We start from the raw sequence: 24937 nt of genomic DNA, 5'->3' as shown, positions 1-24937 counted from the left end.
TTTGTTCGCGGCTTATTATGCCCCAACTTGGCCGCTCGCGTCCCAGAGCACGTTGTCGGCGAGCACGATGAGCACGTTCTGACAACGAACGATATCGGCGTGGGGCACATATTCGTTGGGCTTGTGCGCGAGCGCCAACGAGCCGGGGCCGTAGCTCATGCAATTGCGGTTACCCGTCTTGCTGGCAATGACGGCGGTATCGGTGTAGCCGGTAAAGAAGCCGACGGTCGTGTCCGCGTCCGTCGTATCGTCTGCTGCGCGCTTGAGTGCAGCTAGAAGGGGAGAGTTCGGGTCGCGCTCGATGGCGGGGCGGTCGCCCGTCACGGTGTAGCTGCCATGGCAACCGGGAACGGCGGCTTCGGCGACGGCGATGGCCTGCTCTACCATGCGCGTCGCGGCGGCCGTATCGGTCGGCGGGGTCAGGCGCATGTCGACCCAGACTTTGGCGCGGTCGGGTACGACGTAGGGGCGATATCCGCCCTCGATTTGGCCAAACGTGATGGTCGAAGGCCCCAGCTCATTATGCACGGGCAGCGCCGCAAATGCGCGGCGAAGCGAGCACACGGCCTCGGCCATGGCGGCGACGGCATCCGCGCCCTTCCAGGGCTGGCTCGCATGCGCCGTCACGCCAGCCATTTCAATCTCGAACCACGTACGCCCCTTGTGCGCCACCTGGATCTGTCCGTCGGTGGGCTCGGTGTCCAGCACCCATTCGCGCGAGCCGACCCAGCCAGCATCGATCGCGGCCTCTGAGCCGCGCATAAAATCTTCCTCGTCGACCGAGCAGATGAGCGAAAAGCCGCGACGCGGCAGCGCGCCATCCGCCACCACGCGCTCGAGCGTATGGACCAGCGCGGCAATGGCGCAGGCCAGGCCACCCTTCATATCGCAGGCACCACGGCCGTAGAGCTTATCGTTGCGCACGATCGCTCCGAGCGGCGGAATGTCCGCGTCCCAGCCATCGCCCAAGGTGACGGTATCCAAATGGCAGATGTAGACGAGCCGTGGCTCGTCGCTTTGGCCCGGCACGGTGACCATTAGATTGCGGCGTCCGGGGAGTACTTCGTGCTCTGCAATCTGCACGGCATCGAGTACCGGATAGCTCAGCTGCGCCAACCGTTCCTCAACCAACGCTTTGATATAGCGCTCAATCTCGTCCTCATACGCACCCGGGTCTGAACTGTCGATCCGCACGAGCCCTTGCGTAAGCCGCCAAGCAAAATCTGTATCAACCATAGGCACCTCACAGATAGTTAGGTCAACATACAGATTGTATGCCAAGAAGCGGCTCAGTGCATTTAATGGAGCGCTCACAAAAATGGGGGCGCCTCTCGTGCGAAAGGCGCCCCCGCGGGCATTCAATGTCAGCGACGGGCAGGCCACATGGGGAACTGCCCGTCAGGTCAGTCGGCGCTACTTGATCACGCGCACGCGATACATCGACGGAATCTGCTTGAGCGCCTCGATGGTGCTGCTGTCTAGGTGTTCGTCGGTGTCGAACATGGTGTAGGCGTTCTCGCCGGCGGACTCGTTGGTCATACGCTGCACGTTGGCGTTGTCCTTGGCCAGGATGGCCGTGATCTGGCCGATCATGTTGGGCACGTTGGCGTGCAGGCAGGCGATGCGGCTCGCGGCGCGCGCCTTGCCCATGCTGCAGGCGGGGTAGTTGACGCTGTGCGCGATGTTGCCGTTCTCCAGGTAATCCTTGAGCTCGCTGATGGCCATGTCGGCGCAGTTGGCCTCGGCCTCGCCGGTGCCGGCGCCCGAGTGCGTGGTGATAAACGTGTTGGGCATCTTGACGGTCTTGGGCGTGGCAAAGTCGCAGCTAAACCAGCTCAGCTTACCCTCGCGCAGGGCAGCGTCGACGGCGTCCTCGTCAATGATGGTTTCGCGTGCGTAGTTGATGAGCACGGCGTCGGGTGCCAGCAGGTTAATCTGCTCGGTGCTGATCATGCCGATGGTGTCGGCCTTGCTGGGCACGTGCACGGTGAGGTAGTCGCAGCCGCGGCACAGATCCTCGAGCGTGCCCACGCGCTGCACCTCGCGGCTCAGCACCCACGCGTGCTCAACGGAAATGAACGGATCGTAGCCGTAGACGTCCATGCCCAGATCGACGGAGGCGTTGGCGACCTTGGAGCCCACGTTGCCCAGGCCGATAACGCCGATGCGCTTGCCCTTGAGCTCGCGGCCCACAAAGGCCTTCTTGGCTTTCTCGGCATCGACCTGGATCTCGGGGTCGTCGGCGTTGTCGCGCACCCAGTTCATCGACTGCACTACGCCGCGGCTCGAGAGCACTAGCATGCCCAGGACGAGCTCCTTGACGGCGTTGCTGTTGGCGCCGGGGGAGTTAAAGACGACGACGCCCTTCTTGGCGTACTCCTCGACGGGGATGTTGTTGACGCCGGCGCCGCAGCGGGCGATGGCGCGGATGCCCTCGGGCAGCTCGTAGCCGTGCAGATCGGTCGAGCGCATCAGGATGGCGTCGGCCTCCTCGGCGGTGCTTACAAATTCGTAGCCCTCGCCAAACTCGACTTTGCCGTCTTTAGTGATGTCGTCGATGGTCTTAATCTTACGCATGGAAAAACTCCTTAGCAGGTTTTTATCTAAGCAGGGTGGTCTGAGGTGGCTGGTCGGCCCGCGGGTTGCGGGCTAGTTAGATCGCGGACTCAAACTATGCTGCGCTTCGAAGTCCTTCATGTACGTGGCCAGCGCCTGCACGTCCTCCATGGTGACGGCGTTGTACACGCTGGCGCGCATGCCGCCCACCAGGCGATGGCCCTTGACGTTTTGGATCTGGTGCTCGGCCGCGCCTGCGACAAAGGCGGCGTCGAGGTCGGCATCGCCGGTGCGGAACGTGACGTTGGCGATGGAGCGACTGTCCTCCTGCGCGGTGCCATGGAACAGCTCGCTTTGCTCGAGCAGGTCGTAGAGCAGGTTGGCCTTGGCCCAGTTGCGCTCGGCCATGGCAGCAAGTCCGCCGGTCTGCTCAACCCAACGGAACACCTTGCCGCACACATAGATGCCAAAGGTGTTGGGCGTGTTGAGCATGGAGCCCTTGGCGGCTTGGGTCTTAAGGTCCATGTACTGCGGCGTCTGCGCAAAGGCCGGACCGTCGGCGATCAGGTCGTCGCGCACGATGACCACGGTGACGCCCGCGGCGCCGGCGTTTTTCTGAGCGCCGGCGTAGATGAGTCCGTAGCGCTCGACGTCGAGCGGCTGCGACAGAAAGCAGCTCGAGACGTCGGCGACCAGCGGCACGTCGCCGCAATCGGGCAGCTCGTGGAACATGGTGCCAAAGATGGTGTTGTTCTGGCAGATGTAGACGTAGTCGAGCCCGTCGCCCGCGGCCTCGGCGGCAATGTGCGCGTTGATGTCGGCCATGTCGGGGATGCGGTCGAAATTGGTGTCCTCGGAACTCGCGAGCAGCACGGCCTCGCCGTACTTGGCGGCCTCTTTGTACGCTTTGTTGGCAAAGTTGCCGGTCACGACGTAGCCGGCGCGGCCGCGGCGCATGAGGTTCATCGGGATGCCCGCAAACTGTAGCGTGGCGCCGCCCTGCAAAAACAGGACACGGTAGTTGTCGGGGATACTCAGCAGGCGGCGCAGGGTTGCCTCGGCGTCGTCGATGATCTGCTGGTACATGCTAGATCGATGGCTCATCTCGAGCACGGACATGCCGCAAACGCGGTAGTCCATCATCTCGTCGGCGATCTCGGCGAGCACGCTTGTGGGCAGTGCGGCCGGGCCAGCTGAGAAGTTGTGCACACGTGCCATCTTCTAGTTCCCCCTCGTAGTCGTTTGAACGTTCGGGATACTTTAGCACAGTGGAGCGCCAGGCGCGACTGCATCACGGTAAAACTCGAGTGCGCCGCTATGATTTACAGGATGGTTACATGGGGGAGAGGGCTTATCTCGAGGCTCGCATCCGATCCGCCTCGGCCTTCGCTTGTTTCCAGGGGCGCACACGACCGTTGGTGAGGTCGTCGTAACCATGAGCGATGGTACGTTGAATGTGATCTTCGCGTTCCTGAATGGTAGTTAGCGCGCGCGTCTGATCAGAAATAGGCTTTACGACAGGCATATGAAACTCCTTACATAGAAGCATATGTATAACTCTATGTTGAATATAGCGGAGGATGGCGTTGGGCGTGTGCGTGCCTGCATTCGTAAGCGCGGTTGTCTGGCAAGTGTGATTTGGGGCGACCTCGGCAAAGCTTCTGAGCTGCGAAAATGACCGTTAACCGGATTTAATTTTGTTGCTCAACATTTGACACTCTGGGCGTGGTACCTTTTTTACCAACAGGTATGATTATTGTCATGTGCGCCGCGCCTGCCTGCCGGGTTGCGGCGCACTTGTGACAGCCTTTGACACCCTTGGAGCGTGTACTGTGGATGTAACCACAAAAAGCGTTCGGGGGGGGGGTGCTCACCCGCGAGCAATTCCTCCCGCATGAGATGCGCATCGTCGCTGCCCTTCGTATGCAGGGCGCAAGCGACGAGCAGGTCATTGTACGCGTAAAGAGCGAGAACCTCTTTCAATATCCCACGGAGCGCATGGTCGCCAACCGCGCAACCGTGTGCCTTCGCCGCCTTGACGCCATGGTGCCCACGGACGCCGTATGCGCCGCGCGCGGCATCGACCCCAAAACCGCCGTCGAGGCTGCGTCATCCCTAACCAGGCTCATGGCATCCGGCACTCCCACGCAGGCGGACCAGGCCATCTTCTACAGCATGATCTGCCGCTACGATATCGTGCGCGAGCTCGTGCTCGTCGAGGTAGGGGAGCGCCTACAAAACTTCGATTATGCCTTTACGGCGGTTGACCTCAACGCCTTTATGACACGCTTTACCACGGAGTATCCGGACGCGGCCCGCTGGACTGAGGCCACGGTCAAGCGCATCAAGGGCTCGCTCCGCCAGACGCTCCGCCATGCCGGCCTTATCGGCGAGGGCCAGGGCCCGGAGTCCGAGCGCCTGTCACCACTCTTCCTCGATTCCGATGTCGAGCGAGCCTTGGTTCAGCTGGGCGAGCAGTCGCTTATCGCGGCCCTTACCGGCAGGGCGATGATGTAGCGTGGCTCCCGTCAAAAGCGCCGTCGACCCCGTTATCACCCCGGCGACCGATCTCACCACCAATATCGGCATCCATTTCCGCAAGAGCGTCGTGGCGGCGCATTCCCGCTCCGAGCGCGCCTGCCAGGAATTTGAGCGCCGCGCGCAGCTTCTGCGCGAATGCCTGTGCAGCGAGGACTTTTTGGCTAACAAGGGCATAGGCAATGAGATCGGCTTCCACACCTTTTGCTATGACCCCGCGCTGGAGTTTGAGGCGCGTGCATTATTTGACACCCTTTTACGCGATGCCGAGGCCGACAAGCTTCCGTGCACGCTCAAGGTCGTGAACCTTTACGACGCCGTGCTGGCAATTCTCGAAAAGCGCCGTGTCCTCAAGGCTATCCCGCACCAAGAGGAGCGCCGCGGTACCCAGCGCGTGCTCGGGGACGTGGCCAAGTTCGCCTCGCCCGAGAAAGTCGCCGCGTACATCCTTGAGCAGACCGAGCCGCACGCGCCTGGAGACGTCGTTCTCCTCACCGGTGCGGGCGAGGTTTTCCCGTTCTTTCGCATACACACGCTTCTCCACTGCATGCTTGCGGATTTTGATGAGGTGCCTGTGGTCGCCGCCTATCCGGGCAGTTTCAACGGCTCTTCTTTCCAGCTCTTTAACCGTCTGCCGGCCGACAACTACTACCGCGCCATCGATATCTCGTAAGCACGGCTCCCCGCAGACAAGTCCCTGCCGCCGGTAACAACCCTTTGCCATAACGTTCCCAAACCCAAAGGAGCACCCATGGACAACACGATCATTCGCGACCTCTTTGCAAAAGACATCAACCGCTCCATCAACGGCGTGGTCAAGGTCCAGGATTCAAAAGATGGGTCCATCCGCCAGGAGCTTGACGAGTACGTGGTGACGCGCGAGTTGCAGAGGCATTTTGCCACGTTCTTCAAGGCCTACGGCGATGCCATCGATGTACGCACCGACAAGATCGGCGTATGGATCAGTGGTTTCTTCGGTTCCGGTAAATCGCACTTCCTCAAGATGCTGAGCTACCTGCTCGAGAATCGCCAGATCGGCGGCAAGAGCGCCATCCGCTACTTTGACGGCAAGATCGTCGACCCCATGGTCGTGGCTGCCATGGAGCGCGCCTGCTCGGTGTCCACGCAGGCCATCCTCTTTAACATCGATAGCAAGGCGGGCCAGTGGAAGCAGGGCGATACGGCTCCCACGGCGCTGCTTCGCGGCTTTGAGCGCATGTTCTACGAGGCGCGCGGCTTCTACGGCGAGGACCTAAAGCTTGCAAAGCTCGAGGACCACATCGATTCCCTGGGCAAGACCCAGGAGTTCCGCGAGGCCTTTGAGCGCGTCAACGGCGAGTCCTGGCTCCAGACCCGCGACACCTACAGCTACTTTGAGGACGACGTCGTCGAGGTGCTGCAGAGCGTGCTCGGCATGAGCGAAAAGGCCGCATGGAACTGGCTTGAGGGTTCTGAGGACGAGGTTTTGGCCCCCGATGTCTTTGCCAAAAAGGTCAAGGACTACGTAGACGCTCAGGCAGCGGCCCACGGCGGCAACTACCGTTTGCTCTTTATGGTCGACGAGGTGGGTCAGTTTATTACAAACGACCGGGATCCAAGCCTTATGTTGAGTCTTCAGACCATCGTCGAGGAGCTGGGTGCCGCCTGCGGTGGCCGCGTGTGGGTGATGGTCACGAGCCAGGAGGCCATCGACAACCTGAGCCTGCCCGTGGGCAACGACTTTTCAAAGATCCAAGGCCGCTTCAATACCCGCCTTTCGCTCTCCAGCTCCAGCGTGGACGAGGTCATCCAGCGCCGTGTGCTCGAGAAGACCGCGCCGGCGGCCGATATGCTTGCACAGGTCTACGAGCAAGACGCCGCCGTCCTCAAAAACAACTTTACCTTTGAGGGCGGCTCGCGCTCCGACCTTGCCGGCTTCGGCAGCTCCAAGGATTTTGTGGCCAGCTACCCGTTTGTGGGCTACCAGTTTAAGCTTCTGCCCGACGTGATGACCGAGGTGCGCAAGCACGGCGTCAAGGCCAAGCACATGTCCACGGGCGAGCGCTCCATGTTGAGCGCTTTCCAGGAGAGTGCTCAGGCTATCCAGCATGAACAGACCGGCGCTCTCGTGCCGTTCTGGCGCTTCTTCGACACAATCTCTAAAGACCTGGAGCATGGCATCAATCAGGTCGTCGACCGCGCGGAGCGCGCAGCTGAAAACGCAGAAGGTCTTGAGAGCTACGATGTTCGGGTGCTTAAGCTCCTGTACTTGATCCGCTACATCGGCTACGTTAAGGCTTCGGTCGAGAACATCTCCATCTTCATGATTGATAGCCTTGACGTGGACAAGCGCGCTCTTAAGGACCGCGTCAAGGAATCCCTCGCCCGCTTGGAGCACGAGAACTACGTCGCGCGCCAGGGCGATACCTACAGCTTCCTTACCGATGAGGAGCAGGAAATTGCACAGGAGATCGCGCAGACCCCGATCGACAACGCAAAGGTGATCGAGTCTATCAAGAAGCGCTTGTTCGAGAGCATCTACACTGCGCGCAAGCTCAACCGCGAGGCCAACGACTTCCCCTTTGACCGCTACGTGGATGGCTCGATTCATGGATCCAGCATGGGCGGTATGGAACTTTCCGTGGTGACCATGGACGGCGACTTGGGCTGCGCCGACGATGCCGAGTTAGCATTGAAATCTGTGGATAAAGCCATCGTGGCCTTGAGCGACGAGGTGGATTATTGGACCCCACTCGTCAACGCCGCCAAGATTTGCATGTACGCCCAGACCCGCAACCTGCAGGAGCTACCGCCGAGTACCCGCCAGATTGTCGAGGCCAAAATGCGTGAGAAGGACTCTAACGAGAAAGAGGCTGACATCCTTTTGACCGAGGCAGTGCTCCATGCACGATGCGCCGTCAACGGGCGCATGGTTGAGGTCCATGCCACCAAGCCTGCGCAGGTCTTCGACCAGGTGCTCGCGCAGTTGTGCGACATAATCTTTGGTAAGGCTGGCTATATCGGCGCGCCGGTCGAGGGCGATTCCGATATCCGCTCCACGCTGGCGGGCAATATTCAAACTGGGATCGATGGCATGGACGCTGGGAATGCGCGTGCCCTCAAGGATGTCGAGGATTACCTCAGAGTTCAGCATCAGCGTCATTTAGATACCGCTATGGGCGATATTCAGCGCAAGTACCAGCAAAAGCCCTATGGCTGGCGCGAGGTCAATATCGCAAATGTGGTGGCGCAGCTTGTGGTTGAGCAACGCGCGCAAGTGCTGTTTGGCGGCCAGACGATTCAAGCCAACGACAATCGAATGGTGGCGTTCTTGCGCAAGGATGCCGATAAGGTGCAGGTGCGTCTACGCGTGCGCATGAGCGACCGTTTGCTGCGCGATACGGGCGATCTTATGCGTGACCTGTTTGACCTTGATACCGTGCCCTCCGATGAGGATAAGCTCGTGGCCGAGCTTAAAGAGCGCCTTGGGAGTCTCCGTCAAGACTGCCTCGATATGATGCACGATTTCTATACGGGTATCAAACCGCTCTATCCGTATCCTGGCGAGAGCGAGTGCGAGAAGATGCGCTCGGAGGTCGCCGACGTCCTTAAGGACCAGAACGAGTCCGAGGCGTTCTTGACCACGTTCACCAAGCATGAGAACCGTTTGCTCGATGCCAAGGAAGACTTCGACAAGGTGGTTGAGTTCTTCGAGTCCAACCAACGAACAGCGTTTGACCACGCCAAGGATTTCTTGAGCCGCACCGAGGGTATTGAGTATGCCTCTGATGACATTCCCAGCGCGGTGGAGAACGTGGCAAAGGTGCGCGAGATCCTCAAAGATCCCAAGCCCTACGGCCGCATTAAAGACCTGCAACCGCTTATGGATCCCGTCGAGGACGACATGAAGAAGCTGCTGGGCATTCGCCGCAATGAGTTTTTGCATCGCATCGAGAGCGATCTGCAAGACTTGCAGGCGCAGGCTGAGAGCCAAAAGGGCTTTGTCAAACAGGCCAAGGATGCCATAGCGGACGCCGGTGCCAAATACGAGTCATTCAAAAACCGTGCCCACAGTGCTCAAAGCCTTAATGAGCTGAGCGTTGCCGCGACTAACTGGGGCAATTGGCTCAGCGCGGCAACCAACGGGATGTACGACGCCGTGGATGAGGCCCGCATGCGTATGGACAACGAGCGCCGCACCACCGAGGTCACGAGTACGGGTGAGGTGGTCAAGAAGATCTCCAACAAGGGTGCTGCGTCGTCAGCGCCTGTGCCTGCGCCCGTGCCCCAGCGCAAGATCAAGGCCTTGCGCCGCGCCGATCTGGTCAAGCCGAGTCGTCTCTTGTCCGCAGAGGACGTGGAGCGCTATGTGGACGACTTGCGCTCCCGCCTTATGCAAGCACTCGCTGCAAACGACGAGATTCGTATCAACTAACCCGCAGAGCCACTGGCGCCAAAGCGCGCACCGGTGGCTTATGCGTTTAGAAAGGCTCATCAACCATGAACGATTCTGCTCTTAAGAGCTTCTGCACTTGGGCCCGCACGGAGCTCATCAAAGGCGTGGAGGCGCAGATGGTGCGCTACGGCATCACCGAACCTGCACCTGCGCCCGCTGGGTCCGAGACCGTCAACAGCCTGCCTCTAAGTCCGGCTGAGGTTGAGCAACGCGATGAACTGCTGCGCATACAGGCAGAGGTGGGTCACGAGGCGCTCCGCGATCGTGCGGCATACACCTGGTTCAACCGCATCGTGGCCATTCGCTTTATGGATGCACGCGGATGGCTTCCCAGCCGTATGCGCATGCTGAGTCGTGCGGACGGCAGCCATGGCAGCGAGGCCGTGGAGAACGCACTGGACGTGGAAATAACGACGGCCGATACCGATCGCATAGCCGAGCTCAAGATGGCGGGCTTGGATGAACCGTTGTGGCGCTACCTGTTTGTTGCTCAGTGCGAGGAGCTTGCCGATTGCCTGCCGGGCGTCTTTGAACGCGTGGGCGGAGCCATGGAGCTGCTGTTGCCCCAGGGCCTCATGATGGCTGACAGTGTAGTGGGCAAACTCAACGCCGTCCTCGCTGACGAGGACTGGCGCGAGGGCGTGACCGTTCTGGGTTGGATGTATCAGTACTACAACGCTGACGTTAAAGACGAGTTCTTCAAGTCCAAGCGCAAGGCGGCGGCGGAGGACATCGCGCCCGCCACGCAGCTCTTCACCCCCGAGTGGATCGTGCGCTATATGGTCGAGAACTCGCTCGGCCGTCTGTGGATGCTCAACAATCCGGGGAGTTCGCTACGCGAGCGCATGGAGTATTACATCGAGCCCGATGCTGAGCACGAGGACTTCATCCGCATCTCGAGTCCCGAGGAGATTTCGCTCTGCGACCCAGCGTGCGGCTCGGGCCATATCCTGGTTTATGCGTTTGAGCTGCTCTTTGCCATGTACGAGGAGCGCGGCTACCGTGAGCGCGAGATCCCGGAGCTCATCCTGACCAAAAACCTCGCTGGCATGGAGATCGATCCCCGTGCGGCTCAGATCGCCGAGCTGGCGCTTGCCATGTGTGCTCGCGAGCACGACCGCCGCTTCTTTAGGCGTGGCGTTCGCGCCGATGTTATCGTGCTCACGAGCATTCCGCTGGGAGAGGATGAGCTGCCGGGTAACAAGAAGCTCGCCGAGGAACTGAGCCATTTGGGCGAGATCGGCTCGCTTCTCAATCCTTCAGAGGACGAGATTGACGAGCTTAAGGCTGCTGCCGCGATCTGTTCCGATGACCTTTTTGCCGCTACGACCAAAACTAAGCTCGAAAGCGCTGCCGCCATCTGCGAGAAGCTGTCCCGTCGTTTCACCTGCACCGTTGCGAATCCTCCGTATATGGGCAGCAGCAGCTTTAACCCCTTTATGAGCAAGTGGGTCAAGAAGAACTACCCCGACGTGAAGAGTGACCTGTTCTCTTCGTTCATCGTGCGTATTATGGACTTTGCCGGCGAGCACGGCGAAATCGGAATGATGACTCCGTTTGTTTGGATGTTTATCGGTAGCTACGAGAAGCTTCGAAATAGGCTTATCGATGACAAGACCCTAACTACGCTCATTCAGCTCGAGTATTCTGGCTTTGCAGGGGCAACCGTGCCTGTCTGCACATTTACCTATCACAATTCGCATATCGATGGCTATAAGGGCGGATACGTTCGTCTTGCCGATTTTACTGGCCCCGCGGTTCAGGCTCCCAATGCACTGGAGGCAATCCAAAACCCCGACTGTGGTTGGTTCTACCGTCGCGACGCGGATACCTTCAAACAAATCCCCGGCACCCCCATAGCCTACTGGGCCAGCGACGCTCTTGTTGATTCATTCGCAAAAGGAAAGAGGCTTGATGCCATTGCTACTCCGCGACAGGGCTTGGCGACGAGCGATAATGGCCGCTTTTTGAGGAAATGGTGGGAAGTGGTGTCTTCCAACACATCGCGAGGTTGCAGCGGCAGGCCCGAGGCAAAGCAAACTGGTTCTCGTTGGTTTCCGATTATTCGTGGCGGCTCCTATCGAAAGTGGTGGGGTGACTACGACGAGGTGGTTAATTGGTTTGATGACGGTCGGGAGATGAAGGAAGCGATTCTGTCCAAGTATACCTATCTCTCTACACCTGATTTTGTGATCAAGAACCAGAACGACTATTTCAAGCCCGCAGTTTCCTGGTCAAAAATTTCTTCCAGCCTCGCCTCCTTTAGGTTTGCGCCTCGAGGGATGCTTTTTGAGGTAGCTGGCGCATGTCTTTTTGCGGAGCCGAACGAGCTTCGATACATCCAGGCTTTCTGCAACTGTTCCATTGCCGAAATTGATTTGGCGTTTATGTCGCCGACTCTAAACTTTGAGGTAGGCCAAATCGGTCAGTTGCCGATTATCCAAGATGAGGATGCCGAACCGACTGTCTGCTCGCTCGTTGAAGACTCTCGCTCAATTTCAAAGGCGGACTACGATTCGTTTGAAACCTCCTGGGATTTTAAACGTAATCCTCTTATTTAGGTGATCGTCATGGCTGAAAAGAAGAGGCGCAAGCCTGTCGATAAGACTAAAATTGAATATGTCGAACCTAAGCCAAGCTGGATAAAGGCTGTTAAGGTTAATGACCATAACGACGTCATGGGTTCTATTGTTCAGTTTTTTCTGGTTGAATCTCCTTGCAAAGGCGTGAGTAGCAGAGGGCTATCGCTTCTCGATTATGGATGGGCCGATAGTGTTCCTCCTAAATTCGGGTATCTTCACCGAAGATTATTGGAAGTGGCCAATCTCTGCGATGGGTCGACGCTATTTACGGCCACACGAAAAGAAGAGATGAAAAATAGGTTCGTTGAAGCTGGTATGCCTGGCAATTTTGCTTCAACCTGTATCTCAAATCGCGTCGTGGCGCTCATCAACAGCAATTTTGTGCTTGATTTATTTCGGATTATTAGAAATTCGTTGGCACATTGTCGCTTTCAATTGGTCGAAAAGAACGGTGTAGATTTCATTGCTTTTGAAAACGGTATACCAGGAAAAGATCTCATTGGAGCGGATTCATTTGAGGTGAGTTCTCGTTTATTTCTTAAATGCAGCACTCTCATTGATTGGATTGCTGTGGTTAAGTCCGAGGCCATATATGAGACGGAAGAAATTGCCCGCAAGAAAGAGGCTTCAGAACGGGAGTGGGAAAACAAACGTCAATTGGTTTTGTCTCGAATATCGAGTGGGTCCTACTCAAATAAAGATGATCTCGGGAAGGACTGTGAGTTATCTAAGCGTAATTTAGATGAATTACTTGGCGAGCTGAAGGCCCAAGGGCTTATTGCTTATTCACGTTCTAATCGAAAATGGGAACTTACTGGTGACGCAAATCCATGAGTAAGAGATGTTTCATCTTTGATTGCAAAGAACGGTGTGTCGAATGAGCTTCTAATGTTTTTTATCGCAAAGAGACTCGCTGTCTCTCGGATGTGACCTTTTAAATGAAATCAGTCGGCGTTTTAAATGAGAGGGCGGTCAAATATGGCCACTTTACTTCAAGATAAATACGAGGCCCGCAAGGCCGAGGTCAATGCTCGCTTCGAGCAGCTTCGCACTAACGAGGAAGAGCTCAACCGAATCTTTGCCAAGATCTACAACATGGAGGGTGAGGTGCCCATCGAGGTCGAGGATAAGTACGTTTCGGTGGCGCGTATCTTTGATACCGCCGATGAGATCCCCGAGAGCTATAAGGGCAACAAATACGTGCGCACTAAGCGCGATGAGATTACCTCGCTCATAAGCTATGCCGTGGGCTGCATGTTTGGCCGCTATTCGCTGGATGTGGACGGGCTGGTCCTGGCCGATCAGGGCGCCACAGTCGATGACTATCTGGCCAAGATGCCCAACTCTGATCATGTGACCTTTATGCCCGATAGCGATAACGTGCTGCCCATTACCGATGACGAGTACTTTGACGACGACATCGTGCGCTACTTTATCGACTTTGTGCGCACCGTGTATGGCGAGGAGACGCTTGAGCAGAACCTGGCCTTTATTGCCGAGGCACTCGGCGGCAAGGGTACCTCGCGCGAGGCAATCCGCACCTACTTTTTGAAGGACTTCTTTAAGGACCACTGCCAGACCTATAAGAAGCGCCCCATCTACTGGCTGTTCGACAGCGGCAAGAAGAACGGCTTCAAGTGCCTTGTTTACATGCATCGCTACCAGCCTGACCTATTGGCTCGCATCCGCATCGACTATGTGCATGAGCAGCTGGAGCGCTACCGTGCCCAGATCGGGTATGCCAACGATGCCCTTGTCAGTGCCGAGCGCGGCGAGCGCGTGCGCTTGGATAAGCGCATCAAAAAGCTCAACGACCAGCTCAAAGAGACCATTGCCTACGAGGAGAAACTGCACCACTTGGCAGACCAGATGATTAAGATCGACCTGGATGACGGCGTCAAGGTCAACTACGCCAAGTTTCAGGATGTGCTGGCGAAGATTAAGTAACTGCAGATACGGTAAGGATATTCATGCCCAAGATAGATGTAGAAGAACAGCTCAAGCTGCGATTTTTGCAGCCGTTGTCCTCATGCGCGCCGCGCCGTGTTGTGGTTTGGCACGATGCGGACGGCGAGTTTGCTCCTGAGTTTGAGCGATTGGCTGCCGAGGGTTTCGACGGCGTGGGGGGCGATGCCGGCGTAATGCCTGCTCACGGTGACTTTGAGCGCCCGGTGCGCTTTGTTGAGGCCTGCGAGGGCCGTATGTTTGCCGTCAAGAAACTCATCAACCGCGATGACCTTGCGAGCGATATCTTGCTGTATCGCCGTTGCCCGCGCGGCAGGCTTGAGGGTGATTGGCTTGCCGATGTTGAGCTGTATGCCGATCAGTTCCAGGCTGACTATCTTTCGCTTTTGGCCGATCAGCTGGGCATCGAGAATATCGACGCCGTGCGCGAGAGCCTGCGCGAGCACAAGACGTTCTTTGATGCCAAGACCCGCTGCGCTAAGTTTGCCGCGTGTGTTCCGCATGCCTCGGGCGCATCCGATATCGAACTCGGCATCCTTACGGTGATTTTTGGCGGTAAAGAGCCTGGTGACGCGCGCCCCGCGTTTGTGCTGCGTGGCTGTATGACCATGCTGCTGCACGAGGGTCCCGAGGCGCTGGCCGAGTTGGTGGACAAGTACTGCGTGCGTGATGTGCTCTCTGCCTTCATCGTGCGTTGCTATGGGTTTGATGGGCCGCTTTACGAGCGTGACTCATTGCTTATGCTTGCATCCCATGTGCTTCTTACGGCGGCATCCACCGCGCTTCCCGAGGGAGCGCTCAAGGGGCTTGAGAGCCATGTGGCTCCCGCCTATGGGCCCTATTGCCTTGAGGCGGTGCGTACGTGGGACCAGGCCGCCGATACCCAGGCATCGAGCGAGGACCTATTTGAGATTTGCCGTTTGGTTGAGGACGCCCGCGGACTCTTTGCACGGTTCGAGACCTTGCCGATCGATGTACTGACCTCGCTTGATGTGTTTCCGTGCGTCAATGAGGCTGTGCTCTCGCAGCTGTTCTGCTCGTTTGCGCAAGGTGCAGACCGTGTTGAGGATGCGCGTGCCTTTGCTGCGCGCCGTTGCGACCTAAGCTGGTACCGTCGTGTCGAGAACTACTTTGACCTGCTTGCCGCTGTGGCCGATATGTGTGCGTTTAGGCAGGCGCACGCGGGCGGGTTCCATCTGGCGCAGCCCCAGCAGGTGTGGGATGCCTACACGTCCGATTGGTATGCCATGGATGCCGCCTATCGTCATATGTGCACCGCGTATCTGCGGGCGCGCTCCGTCGAGTGCGATGTGCTCGAGGAACCTGCCCGCGCTGTGGCGGACTGGGCGGAGAATCTCTACAGCAACTGGTTCTTGGCGGATGCCAATGCCTGCTGGACATCCGCTGCGCAAGGGGAGTGGGCCGATTGCGGCTACATCGAGGGTCCCGAACGGCAGGATGAGTTCTACTGGCATGTGCTGCCCACCTTTGTGGGCTCTGCTAAAACGACGGTCGTTATCGTGAGCGACGCGCTGCGCTATGAGGTGGCCTGCGACGTCGCGGCGCTGCTCGAGCGCGAGCGCGGCGGCAACGTCAAGGTTTCTAGCATGCAGGCGGTCTTTCCCTCCATTACAGAGGTGGGCATGCCCGCGCTGCTGCCGCATCAGGCGCTTGGGCTTGCAGCGGATGGTTCGTTTGTGCTGGCTGACGGCAAGCCCACCGCAACGACTCCGCAACGCGAGGCCGTGCTTACCCATGTTGAGCCTACGGCCCGCGCTTTGCGCTCGAGCGCATACCTCAACATGGCGGGAACCGAGCGTAAGGCGCTGCTCAAGGACTCAAGACTTGTCTACCTCTATCACAACAAGATTGATGCCACGGGCGAGAAGGCCGCTACGCAGGATGACGTCTTCGATGCCTGTACGGACACCGTAGAGGAGCTTGCCGCGTTGGCGCGCCGCGTGTGCACCGACGCCCCGGGCGCGCGTGTTGTTATAACGGCGGATCACGGCTTTATCTACACGCGCCGGGAGCTCAGCGAGTGTCAGATGCTCGGCAAGCCAGATCTTCCCTTCCTTGACGCTCCCGTCATGCACGGCAAGCGTCATCTGGTGGTGCCCAACGAGGCCGTGGCCAAGCTTTCGGACGAGGTACGCGAGGTGTTTGTTAATGTTGGCATGGGACGTTTGGGTGCCGGCTTTGAGGGGTTTGCCCCGCGCGAGAACGTGCACTTCAAGCGTCCCGGTGGTACTAACAACTACGTCCACGGCGGCATGAGCCTGCAGGAGCTTTGCGTGCCCGTTATTGGATTTTGGCGTGTGCGCTCGGGTTCCAAGGACTTTGTCGACACGCGCGCGGCGACGTTGCGCGTGCTAAGTGAGGGGCGCCGGGTGACCAACTCGCTCTTCTCGCTCAACTTGATCCAGGAAGAACCAGCCCAAGGCAAGGTCTTGCCGTGCGAATACGAGCTGGTGTTTACCGATGCAAGCGGCAACGAGGTGAGCGATACGGTCAAGGCGCATGCTAACAAGACTTCTGTTAATTCGCAGGAGCGCGTAGTGCATGCCAAGTTTGCGCTGCGCGCGGCGGATGGATTCTCGGCAAAGGGTCCGTACTATCTGGTCTGCCGCGAGCGCGAGACGGGCAAGATCGTTTGGCGCGAGACGTATACCATTGCCGTTTCGTTTGCCCCTGTTGCTGACTTTGGTTTTTAGGAGTGTGCCCTATGTTTGATAGCCATGACGACGATCTGTGGGAAGTTCCCTCGATTGATGTGAGCGTGCCAGTGGATGCTGCGGCGGTTGTGGAGGCTGCGGCGCCTGCCCCGGAGCCCGTTGAGGCCGCGGTGACCGGCGAGGAGCCGGCGGAGCCTGCGGCGCCCGCCGAGGGTGAGTCCCCGACCGATGGCTATGCTCAGGCTGTGGCCGAGGCTCCCGAGGATGAGGGCTACGACATGGATGGACTGGACGGCAAGCTGCTCGAGCACTTTGGCGGCAAGATCGTGCGCAAGGACCTCACGGCCCTTATGAAGCGTGGCGCCAACGTGCCCACTTTTGTGTTGGAGTACCTGTTGGGCATGTACTGCTCAACCGACGACGAGGATGCTGTGGCGGAGGGTCTGGAGCGCATCCGCAAGATCCTCACCGATAACTACGTGCGTCCCGACGAGTCCGAGCGCATTAAGTCCAAGATCCGCGAACTGGGCCGCTTTACCATTATCGACAAGGTGACGGCTAAACTCGACGAGTACAAAGATATCTACGTGGTGTCGTTTGCCAACCTGACCATCGAGCCGTTTGTGATGCCGGCCGAGTACGTGCGCGACTATTCCAAGATTCTGCAGGGCGGCATTTGGTGCATTATGAGCATCGAGTATCGTCATCCCGTGGATGAGGAAGACGAGTTTGGCATGGAGGTCTTTGGCGACGATGCGCCGCGCCGCTCCAAGGCCAAGCGCAAAAAGCGCGGACCCGAGGACTCTCCGTTTAGCGTGGCGTCGCTCACGCCCATCCAGATGCCCAATCTGGACCTGGATGCCATGATCGACGAGCGCCAGTACTTTACGCGCGACGAGTGGCTCAATATGCTGCTGCGCTCTGCTGGCTATGAGCCCAGCGAACTTTCCGAGAAAGAGCGCCTGCACTTTATCGAGCGCATGGTGCCGCTTATCGAGCGCAACTACAACCTGTGCGAGCTGGGTCCCCGCGGCACCGGCAAGAGCCATATCTACAAAGAGGTCTCGCCCTACGCCATCTTGCTTTCGGGCGGCCAAACCACCACGGCCAACCTGTTCGGCCGCATGAACTCCATGCGCGCCGACCGTGTGGGCTTGGTAGGTCACTGGGACTGCGTGACGTTCGACGAGGTCGCCGGCATGCGCTTTAAGGACACCAATGCCGTGCAGATCATGAAGGACTATATGGCGAGCGGCAGCTACGCGCGCGGCCGCGACCAGATTAACGCCGATGCCTCCATGGTCTTTGAGGGCAACATCAACGACACCGTGCAAAATGTCCTTAAGACCACGCACCTGTTTGATCCGTTCCCGCCGGAGTTTAACAACGATTCGGCCTTCTTTGACCGTATCCACTATTACCTGCCGGGCTGGGAGATTCCCAAGATGCGTTCGAGCTTGCTGACCGGGCATTACGGTCTGATCACCGACTGCCTGTCGGAATTTTGCAAGGAGATGCGCCGCAAGGACTTTACGCACCATATCGACCGGTATTTCCGCTTTAACAGCGACTTTAACAAGCGCGACGAGATCGCCGTGCGCAAGACCTTTAGCGGCCTGGCCAAGCTGCTGTTCCCCGACGAGGCCATGGACAAGGACGACGTGCGCTGGCTGCTGGACTACGCCATCGAGGGCCGTCGCCGCGTAAAGGAGCAGCTCAAGATTATGGCGGGCGTCGAGTTTATCGACGTTAACCTGGGCTATATGGATGCCGACAACCCGCAGGACGTTCACGTGGTGCGCGTGCCCGAGCAGTCCGAGGACACGCTGATTCCCGATGGGCCGCTGCTGTCCGGCCACGTGTTTGGCGTGGGCAGATCACAGGGCGGCGAGGTTGCCGTGTACAAGTTGGAGAACAAGGCCGTTGCCGGCGAGTGCAAGTTTAAGCACGAGGGCGTGGCCTTTAACAAGCCGGTGCGCGATACGCTGGAAGCCGCGTTCGACAACTTTGTGAACCTGGCGAACCGCGTGGCGCCGGGCATGCACATTGGCTCCAAGGATTACCTGCTGTTCTATAACGACCTGCAGAGCAAGGGCTTGTCCGAGGAAGTTTCGCTCGCCGAGTTTGTGGGCCTCTGCTCCGCGGCGTGCAACCGCCCGGTGATGCCCGCGCTGGCGATTCCGGGCATCTTGCGCATGTCGGGCTCTATGGACGAGATCCGCGGGCTCGAGGACATTATGCGCGTGGCCAAAAACGCCGGTGCCAAACGTGTGATTTTGCCGCTGAGTGCCATCGCGGGCCTACAGAGTGTTTCGTCCGAGATTATCTCGGGGTTGAGCCCGGTGTTCTACATGGATGGCGACCCGGTCGACGCCGCGAAAAAGGCTCTGGATCTGTAGGGGTACGGGCGAGCGGGCTTGCGTGCGCGTAGACCCGCGGGCGTGTTGGCGTGTTCGAGTAGGGAGGCCCTGCCATGGCGGACGAACGTTCGGTTGGTGAGTTGCTCGACGAGCTGTTTGGCTTTGAATCGGTAGCCAAGCGCCAGACGGCGCTTGAGCAGTACGATCGCGGGGAGTTGGTGCGCAAGGCGCGCTCCCGCGAGCTGCTGGGCGTGCTTAGGGGCGTCGAGGCCGCCGAGCACGCTGCGCGCGAGTCTGCCGTGTGGGCTGTTGATACGTACGTGCGCCGTGTTGAGGGTGCGGCCCTTGCGCGCGCTCGCAAACAGGCGGGCATTGTTGGTCCACTGCGGATGGAGTGTCGCTATGCTGCCTTTTTGCGCATGGAGGACAAGGCCGAGCTGCTGGCCCGTTTGGAGCAGACGCTTGCGTTTATCGAGGTAAAGCTGCGCGCCAATACGGCGGACAGGGTTCGTGCGGCGTACGATGCTGCGGGGGCTATGGTGCTGCTGGACGTGGCGCGTCTGAGTGACGTGCGCATTGTGGATGCCGTGCCCCTAGATGCCGATCTGCTGTGCACGCAGCTAGAGCAGTTGCGTTGTGCCGCCGACGCAACGGACCTTGCGGGTATGATCACGGCGACGTTTGAGTCCGAGCTGAGTGCGACAGGGTCGCAGGACGCTGACGGGCTTACGGGCGATTTGGCTGGCGATGTGGCTGGTGACGTGGCGTTGGAGCGTGAACTTACGAACGTGCGCGGCGCTGCGCAGCGAGCGCGCTTGGCGGCGCAGGCGTATCGGGCCCAGCGCGCCGCCCGCGTTGCGGGGAGCACGGTTGAGCTTTCGGGGCTGCCGGAGCCTGCTTGCGTTGCGTGCGAGACGGCGTGCGATGCCGGTTTGCTTTCCGAGCTGTTCGTTCAGGTTAAGAAGGCGTTTGAGACCTACCGTCGCGTTGTTGCCGACGGCGGGTTGTTCTGTGCGTTTGGCACGGGCTCCCCGCACGGCATTTGTTGTGGCACCAGCTATTTGGACTATGATTCTCGGCTTGATGAGGACGTGCTGGTGGGCGAGTACGATGGTGCAACCAGGCATACTGTTCGGCGTGAGGTTCCGATTCCCGAGCTTGTGGATGAGGCTTCGGCCGAGGGAGGCGACTCGCTCGAGGTTGCCGTGGTACGCATGCGTGAGTTTAACGGACGCCGTTATGATGGAGTGCTGGATGAGGATCCCGCGCGTCATGTGAATGCGTTTTGGTATGGACTCAAAAAGCTCAGCCAGTATTGCGAGGCCGCCGTGCGTGTGGACGAGCGTGCTTGGGACTGCTTTATCGATAAGGTTCAGTATGCCTACGACGAGCCAGTGGGGCGTTTGGCTGCGCAGATGGACGACAAGCAGGTTGCGGCTTTTGTTACTGCTGTGGACGCGCTCGGTGCTAGTGAGTAGGGGCTTGGCTCGATAGGAGGTTGCACCATGAAAATCGAAGTCGATGTAGATCAGCTGCGTGAGAGCCTGATCGACCATGCGGGGAGTGCCTCCGGCGTGGGCTTTCCGGCCGCTATGCTCGACGTAGTGGATATCGAGGATGAGTCGCCCCAAGAGCTCCTAGCCCGAGCCGAACGCGAAGGCCTCGACCTCCGCGACTTTGCCGTCGATGACGACTGCGGAGCGTCTGACGACTGGTGACCCCGGGTCAGTTCATCCTTTTCTTCCTGAGATATAAGAGAAATCCCTTTTTGAACGTCCTTCGGGTTCCAAAAAATAGCCGATCAGTCTTTGTATCTTCCTTGCTGTCAAACTTGATAGCCGTTAGCTCGATCGTACAGATGTAGTCAGCAACTTGGAATAGCCGGTAGGCTCGTGGTGTGGCTTCTCGGTATACGATGACATCCCTTGCTAGAACGTACTCAAGCGCAGAATGAATGACCTCCGTTACAATCGGTTGGCCGTTGTCGTAGTAAATCTTAACGGTGTCGTATCGCTGGAAGAATTCCAGATGGTCGAAAAGTTCAACTGTGAGGTCTCGCCTCATTCTCTCCGCGAGACCGTTTTGATTGCCGGCGAATTCGCTCATTCGGTATTGCAGGCAGAGATAGCGTATGGGGAGATGCTGAATGAACGCGCGAAATGCGCTCAACATGTGCCTTCGCTGCTCCTTGGGAAGATCTTTGTAGTCGCCGTTTCCATTCAGTAGGGGTCCTGCATGAAAAGGCGTATTGGGAAGCGAGGACTGCGACAGGGCGCGCTCGTAGCGGTCAATGCGTTCAACGATTGCATCGTTTTGATCGTGAAAAACGAGGGTGACGAGGTAGTAGTTGGAGACGCCTCCGAGGTCGCCAGATTCGTCAACAAAGACGGAGAGTTCGCTCATGATGGGCCTCCATTTTTGCAAAAAAATGCCGGGGGTAAGACCCCGGCTCTTGGAGGCCCCTCTTTTGGAGGGAACCGTATTCTTTATACCATGAGATAAGGGGTGCTTTCAAGTAATATTATAATAAGCAAACATATGTTCGTCAAACTACCTGCGAAAAGTCCTTAGCCGTCCAGAGGTGGGTAGAGCGGCTCGTAAATTGCTGACGCAATGGGCCGGCGTTTTCCCGAGAAGTATTTAGTCTTGACTCGCATAAAAAATGCCGGGGGACATCCCCCGGCTCTTGGAGGTCCCTTTATTCGAGGGTACCGATTTCTTTATAGCATGAGATCGGACGGCTTTCAAATGGCGCCATGTGGATGGGATGGCGCGCCTGATAAAGCCCTCAATGAATGGCATCTAACTAGCGTTCGTGATATAAAGAAATCGGTCATCTCAAAAGAGAGGGCTTCCAAGTGCCGGGGACGTTTTCCCCGGCTTTTTTCATTTCGGTGTCAATTCAAATGTTTTTCAACCCATCCCCTCAATAACTCGCGGTGAAATAGGGACTGAAATGGCTGTTCAGAAGCCTATTCAATCCCTATTTCACCGCAACTTATGGGTGGGGATGGCTACGACTCCAGCGTGGCGATGACGGCTTCGTCGCCGGCGTATATGAGGGTGTTGCCGTCGGGGATGATTGTTTGGCCGTCGCGCTTGAGCATCACCACGATAAAGGGGTGCTTGCCTTGCGGCACGTCGCGCAGGCGCTGGCCGGCCAGACGACCGTGGGGTGTCACGGTGACTTCGCGCAGCGTAACCTCGGCACGCTCTTCAAACGTCGGCGCGGCCATAACCAACAGGTCGCCTTCTTCAATTACGGTATCGCCGTTGGGTAACACCGGATGGGCGCCGTCGCGCAGCACCAAGACCACCAGCATGTTCGTCGCGCTGCCAATGTCCGCGAGCGAGCGTCCGGCAAACGGATGCCCCGCGCCCACCTTGAGCTTAACGAACGACATGCCGTCTTCGTCGCGGTAGTCGTTAAAGGTGCGGCGGACATCGCCTTCCGCATCGATCATGTCGAGCTTTTTCGCCACCGCCGGCAGCAGCGAGCCCTGCACCACAATGCTCGACACGGCAATCACAAACACCAGGTCAAACAGGTCGTGACCGCCGGGAACACCGGCTACCACGGCAAAGAGGCTAAACACGACCGAAGCGGCGCCGCGCAAACCCGCCCAGCTTACGAGCGCGATCTGGCGAGGGTTCGTCTTAAAGGGCGCCAGGAGCACGCCGACGGCGATGGGACGGCTCACGAAGAGCATAAACGCCATGAGCGCCAGGCCCGGCAGCAGCATCTGCGGCAGGCGCGCGGGCGTCACGAGCAGGCCGAGCAAGAAGAAGATCGTCATCTCGGCCATCTCGGTGAGGGTGTCAAAGAAGTGCGCCATCTCGACTTTGCCAGTGACGTCACTGGCGCCCAGCACAATGCCGGTCAGGTATACAGCCAAAAAGCCGTTGCCGCCCAGATAGCTTGGTAGCGCGTAGGCGACGATCGCCACGGCGAACAAAAAGATGGTCTGCGCGTCCTTGGCCGTTGCGTGCGCGCGTTCAATCAGGCGGCCCGCCGCCCAGCCGATGGCAAGGCCCAGGCCCACGCCCAGGATGATCTGCTTGGCCAGCAGCACGGGAATGTCGATGTTGCCGCCCGCCGCGAGGGTCGCGAGCACCGCGGTGAGCATGTAGGCGACGGGGTCGTTGGAGCCCGATTCGACCTCGAGCAGCGAGTCGGTGCCGTCCCTCAGAGACAGGTTGTGCTCGCGCAGCACGCTAAAGACGCTTGCCGCATCGGTCGACGCCACGACCGAGCCCAGCAGCAGGCCGCCGATCCAGTCGAAGCCCAGCACGAAGTGGGCGAACATGCCGGTGATGCCTGCGGTGATGACGACGCCGAGCGTGCTCAGCAACACCGCGGGCGCGGCGACGGGCTTGGCGCGGTCGATGTTGGTGTTAAAGCCGCCGTAGAACATGATGAACAGCAGCGCCGTGCTGCAGACGGTTTCGGTGAGCGCATAGTCGCTAAAGTCGATGTGCGCCGGACCGTTGACGCCCAGCAGCATGCCGAGTGCGATAATGATAAGCAGGGTGGGGAAGGGGAGCTTTTTGCCGACGGGTTTGATGGTCAGGCACAGAATAATAACGAGGCCGATAAAGAGAAGGATCTGGTTCATGGATGGTGTCCGCTCCTGGGTGGTTGGCGTGGCACGGTCAGTTGTCTGCGGTTGTTTGTACCCAAAGATGGTGGGTTTATGGGGTTGGATTGCGGGCGTGCGCGATATCGTCATAGACGGCTGCCGTCTTTGCCTCTGCTCGGAAACCCTTTCCAGCTTTATTGCAACGGAGTACAATGGGTAACGTTTAAGTTCAACTTGAAGTTTTAGTTGCGGCACCGGGCTTCGGCCGCAATGCAAGGAGAGGCGTACCATGGCAATCTATGTGACATCTGATGCTCACGGGCACGTGCGTGCGCTTGACGAGGCCCTGTCTAAGATCTCGCTGACGTCCGACGACACGCTGTACGTGCTGGGCGACATGATCGATCGCGGGCCCGATCCGGTCGGCGTTATTAAGCTCGTGCGCTCGCTGCCCAACGCCCACGTGCTCAAGGGCAATCACGAGCAGATCATGCTCGATGCCATCATTGGCCAGGATCCGCTCGATGCCGAGACCTGGGATATCAACGGTGGCTGGACGACGCGCGAGCAGCTCAACGACATGGAATTTGAGGCATACGAGGAGCTCGTGCGATGGATGGCCGCGCTGCCGCTCTACGCGGTGGCCGAGACCGAGGAACGCCCGTATCTGCTGGTACATGCTGGAATCGAGATGAAGGCGGCGCGCGCGTTTTTGCTTGAGCATGGCGTCGATTGTGCCGATGGCGTCGGAGCGGTGGGTGCCGATCGCGAACTGCTGCAGCAGATGCTCGCGGTGCAGTCGTCCGATGACCTGCTGTGGATTCGTCACGGCTATTGGGATGCGCCGACGGGACTGCTTTCTGCCGAGGGCGAGGGGCCGGTCGTGGTGAGCGGCCACACGCCAACGGTGTCGCTCGGGCGTTATTGCGAGGTAGGTGGCCTTGCGGGACTCGATGAGGAGTCGGGCCGCGGGCAGATTGTGCGTCTGGGTGGCGAGGATACCGCCGGCGTGCCCGATCGCATCGATATCGACTGCGCCGCCGCCACCGGCTCCGAGTTCGGCCGCGTCGGGATCCTGCGTCTGGACGACGGGGCTGAATTCTATGCAAACATCAACCCAGGGGAGTAATTGGTGCAAAGGGTAGCTCATTCGGGACGGGCTTTTTGACTACTTTTGCCCTTCTTCCCATCAAATGATTTTTCTGGGACGTGTCTCTATAGTTTTGTCAACCGCGTGCTTCGCGCC

At 58.6% G+C, this 24937-nt stretch carries 17 protein-coding genes; 11 read left to right on the top strand and 6 right to left on the bottom strand.

The window, feature by feature from the left end:
- Positions 1-15: 15 nt before the first annotated feature.
- The 4 genes from DXC52_RS07180 to DXC52_RS10000 form a co-directional block, all read right to left on the bottom strand.
- Complete coding sequence (locus DXC52_RS07180) at positions 16-1236, bottom strand: M20 family metallopeptidase (RefSeq protein ID WP_117746714.1); 1221 nt, start codon at positions 1234-1236, stop codon at positions 16-18.
- Positions 1237-1413: 177 nt separating this feature from the next.
- A complete protein-coding gene (locus tag DXC52_RS07175; protein WP_117746713.1) occupies positions 1414-2577 on the bottom strand; it encodes a phosphoglycerate dehydrogenase in 1164 nt (387 codons plus the stop codon).
- Positions 2578-2649: 72 nt separating this feature from the next.
- On the bottom strand, positions 2650-3774 hold the full coding sequence (gene serC, locus DXC52_RS07170; RefSeq protein WP_117746712.1) for a 3-phosphoserine/phosphohydroxythreonine transaminase: 1125 nt from the start codon (positions 3772-3774) through the stop codon (positions 2650-2652).
- A 133-nt stretch (positions 3775-3907) separates the two neighbouring features.
- Positions 3908-4081 (bottom strand): hypothetical protein, encoded by a 174-nt coding sequence (locus DXC52_RS10000; RefSeq protein ID WP_158554612.1) that lies wholly within the window; start codon positions 4079-4081, stop codon positions 3908-3910.
- Positions 4082-4422: 341 nt separating this feature from the next.
- Here DXC52_RS10000 and DXC52_RS07165 point away from each other — a divergent pair, with 341 nt between their 5' ends.
- From DXC52_RS07165 to DXC52_RS07120, 10 genes are all read left to right on the top strand, one after another.
- Entirely contained in the window at positions 4423-5073 is a 651-nt protein-coding gene (locus DXC52_RS07165) for a DUF1819 family protein (protein ID WP_117746711.1), read from the top strand.
- 1 nt (position 5074) lies between these two features.
- The gene (locus tag DXC52_RS07160) at positions 5075-5767 is read left to right on the top strand and encodes a DUF1788 domain-containing protein (RefSeq protein ID WP_117746710.1); all 693 of its coding nucleotides are present in this window, start codon (positions 5075-5077) and stop codon (positions 5765-5767) included.
- Positions 5768-5845: 78 nt separating this feature from the next.
- A complete protein-coding gene (brxC, locus tag DXC52_RS07155; RefSeq protein ID WP_117746709.1) occupies positions 5846-9508 on the top strand; it encodes a BREX system P-loop protein BrxC in 3663 nt (1220 codons plus the stop codon).
- A 65-nt stretch (positions 9509-9573) separates the two neighbouring features.
- Entirely contained in the window at positions 9574-12090 is a 2517-nt protein-coding gene (gene pglX, locus DXC52_RS07150; RefSeq protein ID WP_117746708.1) for a BREX-1 system adenine-specific DNA-methyltransferase PglX, read from the top strand.
- 9 nt (positions 12091-12099) lie between these two features.
- Positions 12100-12945 (top strand): hypothetical protein, encoded by an 846-nt coding sequence (locus tag DXC52_RS07145; protein WP_117746707.1) that lies wholly within the window; start codon positions 12100-12102, stop codon positions 12943-12945.
- A 144-nt stretch (positions 12946-13089) separates the two neighbouring features.
- Positions 13090-14058, top strand: a complete 969-nt coding sequence (locus tag DXC52_RS07140) for a hypothetical protein (RefSeq protein ID WP_117746706.1) — start codon at positions 13090-13092, stop codon at positions 14056-14058.
- Between the two features lie 23 nt (positions 14059-14081).
- Positions 14082-16790 (top strand): BREX-1 system phosphatase PglZ type A, encoded by a 2709-nt coding sequence (pglZ, locus tag DXC52_RS07135; protein WP_117746705.1) that lies wholly within the window; start codon positions 14082-14084, stop codon positions 16788-16790.
- Positions 16791-16801: 11 nt separating this feature from the next.
- Positions 16802-19150 carry a protease Lon-related BREX system protein BrxL gene (brxL, locus tag DXC52_RS07130; RefSeq protein WP_199409487.1) on the top strand — a complete coding sequence of 783 codons (2349 nt, stop codon included), beginning with the start codon at positions 16802-16804 and terminating at the stop codon, positions 19148-19150.
- A 74-nt stretch (positions 19151-19224) separates the two neighbouring features.
- Positions 19225-20589, top strand: a complete 1365-nt coding sequence (locus DXC52_RS07125) for a hypothetical protein (RefSeq protein WP_117746704.1) — start codon at positions 19225-19227, stop codon at positions 20587-20589.
- Between the two features lie 27 nt (positions 20590-20616).
- Positions 20617-20829: a hypothetical protein gene (locus tag DXC52_RS07120; RefSeq protein ID WP_117746703.1), complete on the top strand. Its 213-nt coding sequence runs from the start codon at positions 20617-20619 to the stop codon at positions 20827-20829.
- Positions 20830-20836: 7 nt separating this feature from the next.
- Here the strand turns inward: DXC52_RS07120 and DXC52_RS07115 are convergent, their stop codons facing one another.
- Complete coding sequence (locus DXC52_RS07115; RefSeq protein ID WP_117746702.1) at positions 20837-21514, bottom strand: DUF3800 domain-containing protein; 678 nt, start codon at positions 21512-21514, stop codon at positions 20837-20839.
- 611 nt (positions 21515-22125) lie between these two features.
- The gene (locus DXC52_RS07110) at positions 22126-23727 is read right to left on the bottom strand and encodes a potassium/proton antiporter (protein ID WP_117746701.1); all 1602 of its coding nucleotides are present in this window, start codon (positions 23725-23727) and stop codon (positions 22126-22128) included.
- A gap of 253 nt (positions 23728-23980) precedes the next feature.
- Here DXC52_RS07110 and DXC52_RS07105 point away from each other — a divergent pair, with 253 nt between their 5' ends.
- Positions 23981-24820, top strand: coding sequence for a metallophosphoesterase family protein (locus DXC52_RS07105; protein ID WP_089572054.1), 840 nt, complete (start codon positions 23981-23983; stop codon positions 24818-24820).
- Positions 24821-24937 lie beyond the last annotated feature (117 nt).

Source organism: Collinsella sp. TF05-9AC, from assembly GCF_003438495.1.
In the GTDB taxonomy this organism is placed as follows: domain Bacteria; phylum Actinomycetota; class Coriobacteriia; order Coriobacteriales; family Coriobacteriaceae; genus Collinsella.
Note: the sequence above shows the minus strand (reverse complement) of the source record. Positions and strands in the feature narration are given on the sequence as shown.

What these genes read in the sequence shown, in the direction of transcription:
- DXC52_RS07180 (WP_117746714.1), bottom strand. Translation starts at nt 1,236, where the DNA reads ATGGTTGATACAGATTTTGCTTGGCGGCTTACGCAAGGGCTCGTGCGG.
- DXC52_RS07175 (WP_117746713.1), bottom strand. Translation starts at nt 2,577, where the DNA reads ATGCGTAAGATTAAGACCATCGACGACATCACTAAAGACGGCAAAGTC.
- serC (WP_117746712.1), bottom strand. Translation starts at nt 3,774, where the DNA reads ATGGCACGTGTGCACAACTTCTCAGCTGGCCCGGCCGCACTGCCCACA.
- DXC52_RS10000 (WP_158554612.1), bottom strand. Translation starts at nt 4,081, where the DNA reads ATGCCTGTCGTAAAGCCTATTTCTGATCAGACGCGCGCGCTAACTACC.
- brxC (WP_117746709.1), top strand. Translation starts at nt 5,846, where the DNA reads ATGGACAACACGATCATTCGCGACCTCTTTGCAAAAGACATCAACCGC.
- pglX (WP_117746708.1), top strand. Translation starts at nt 9,574, where the DNA reads ATGAACGATTCTGCTCTTAAGAGCTTCTGCACTTGGGCCCGCACGGAG.
- DXC52_RS07145 (WP_117746707.1), top strand. Translation starts at nt 12,100, where the DNA reads ATGGCTGAAAAGAAGAGGCGCAAGCCTGTCGATAAGACTAAAATTGAA.
- DXC52_RS07140 (WP_117746706.1), top strand. Translation starts at nt 13,090, where the DNA reads ATGGCCACTTTACTTCAAGATAAATACGAGGCCCGCAAGGCCGAGGTC.
- pglZ (WP_117746705.1), top strand. Translation starts at nt 14,082, where the DNA reads ATGCCCAAGATAGATGTAGAAGAACAGCTCAAGCTGCGATTTTTGCAG.
- brxL (WP_199409487.1), top strand. Translation starts at nt 16,802, where the DNA reads ATGTTTGATAGCCATGACGACGATCTGTGGGAAGTTCCCTCGATTGAT.
- DXC52_RS07125 (WP_117746704.1), top strand. Translation starts at nt 19,225, where the DNA reads ATGGCGGACGAACGTTCGGTTGGTGAGTTGCTCGACGAGCTGTTTGGC.
- DXC52_RS07120 (WP_117746703.1), top strand. Translation starts at nt 20,617, where the DNA reads ATGAAAATCGAAGTCGATGTAGATCAGCTGCGTGAGAGCCTGATCGAC.
- DXC52_RS07115 (WP_117746702.1), bottom strand. Translation starts at nt 21,514, where the DNA reads ATGAGCGAACTCTCCGTCTTTGTTGACGAATCTGGCGACCTCGGAGGC.
- DXC52_RS07110 (WP_117746701.1), bottom strand. Translation starts at nt 23,727, where the DNA reads ATGAACCAGATCCTTCTCTTTATCGGCCTCGTTATTATTCTGTGCCTG.
- DXC52_RS07105 (WP_089572054.1), top strand. Translation starts at nt 23,981, where the DNA reads ATGGCAATCTATGTGACATCTGATGCTCACGGGCACGTGCGTGCGCTT.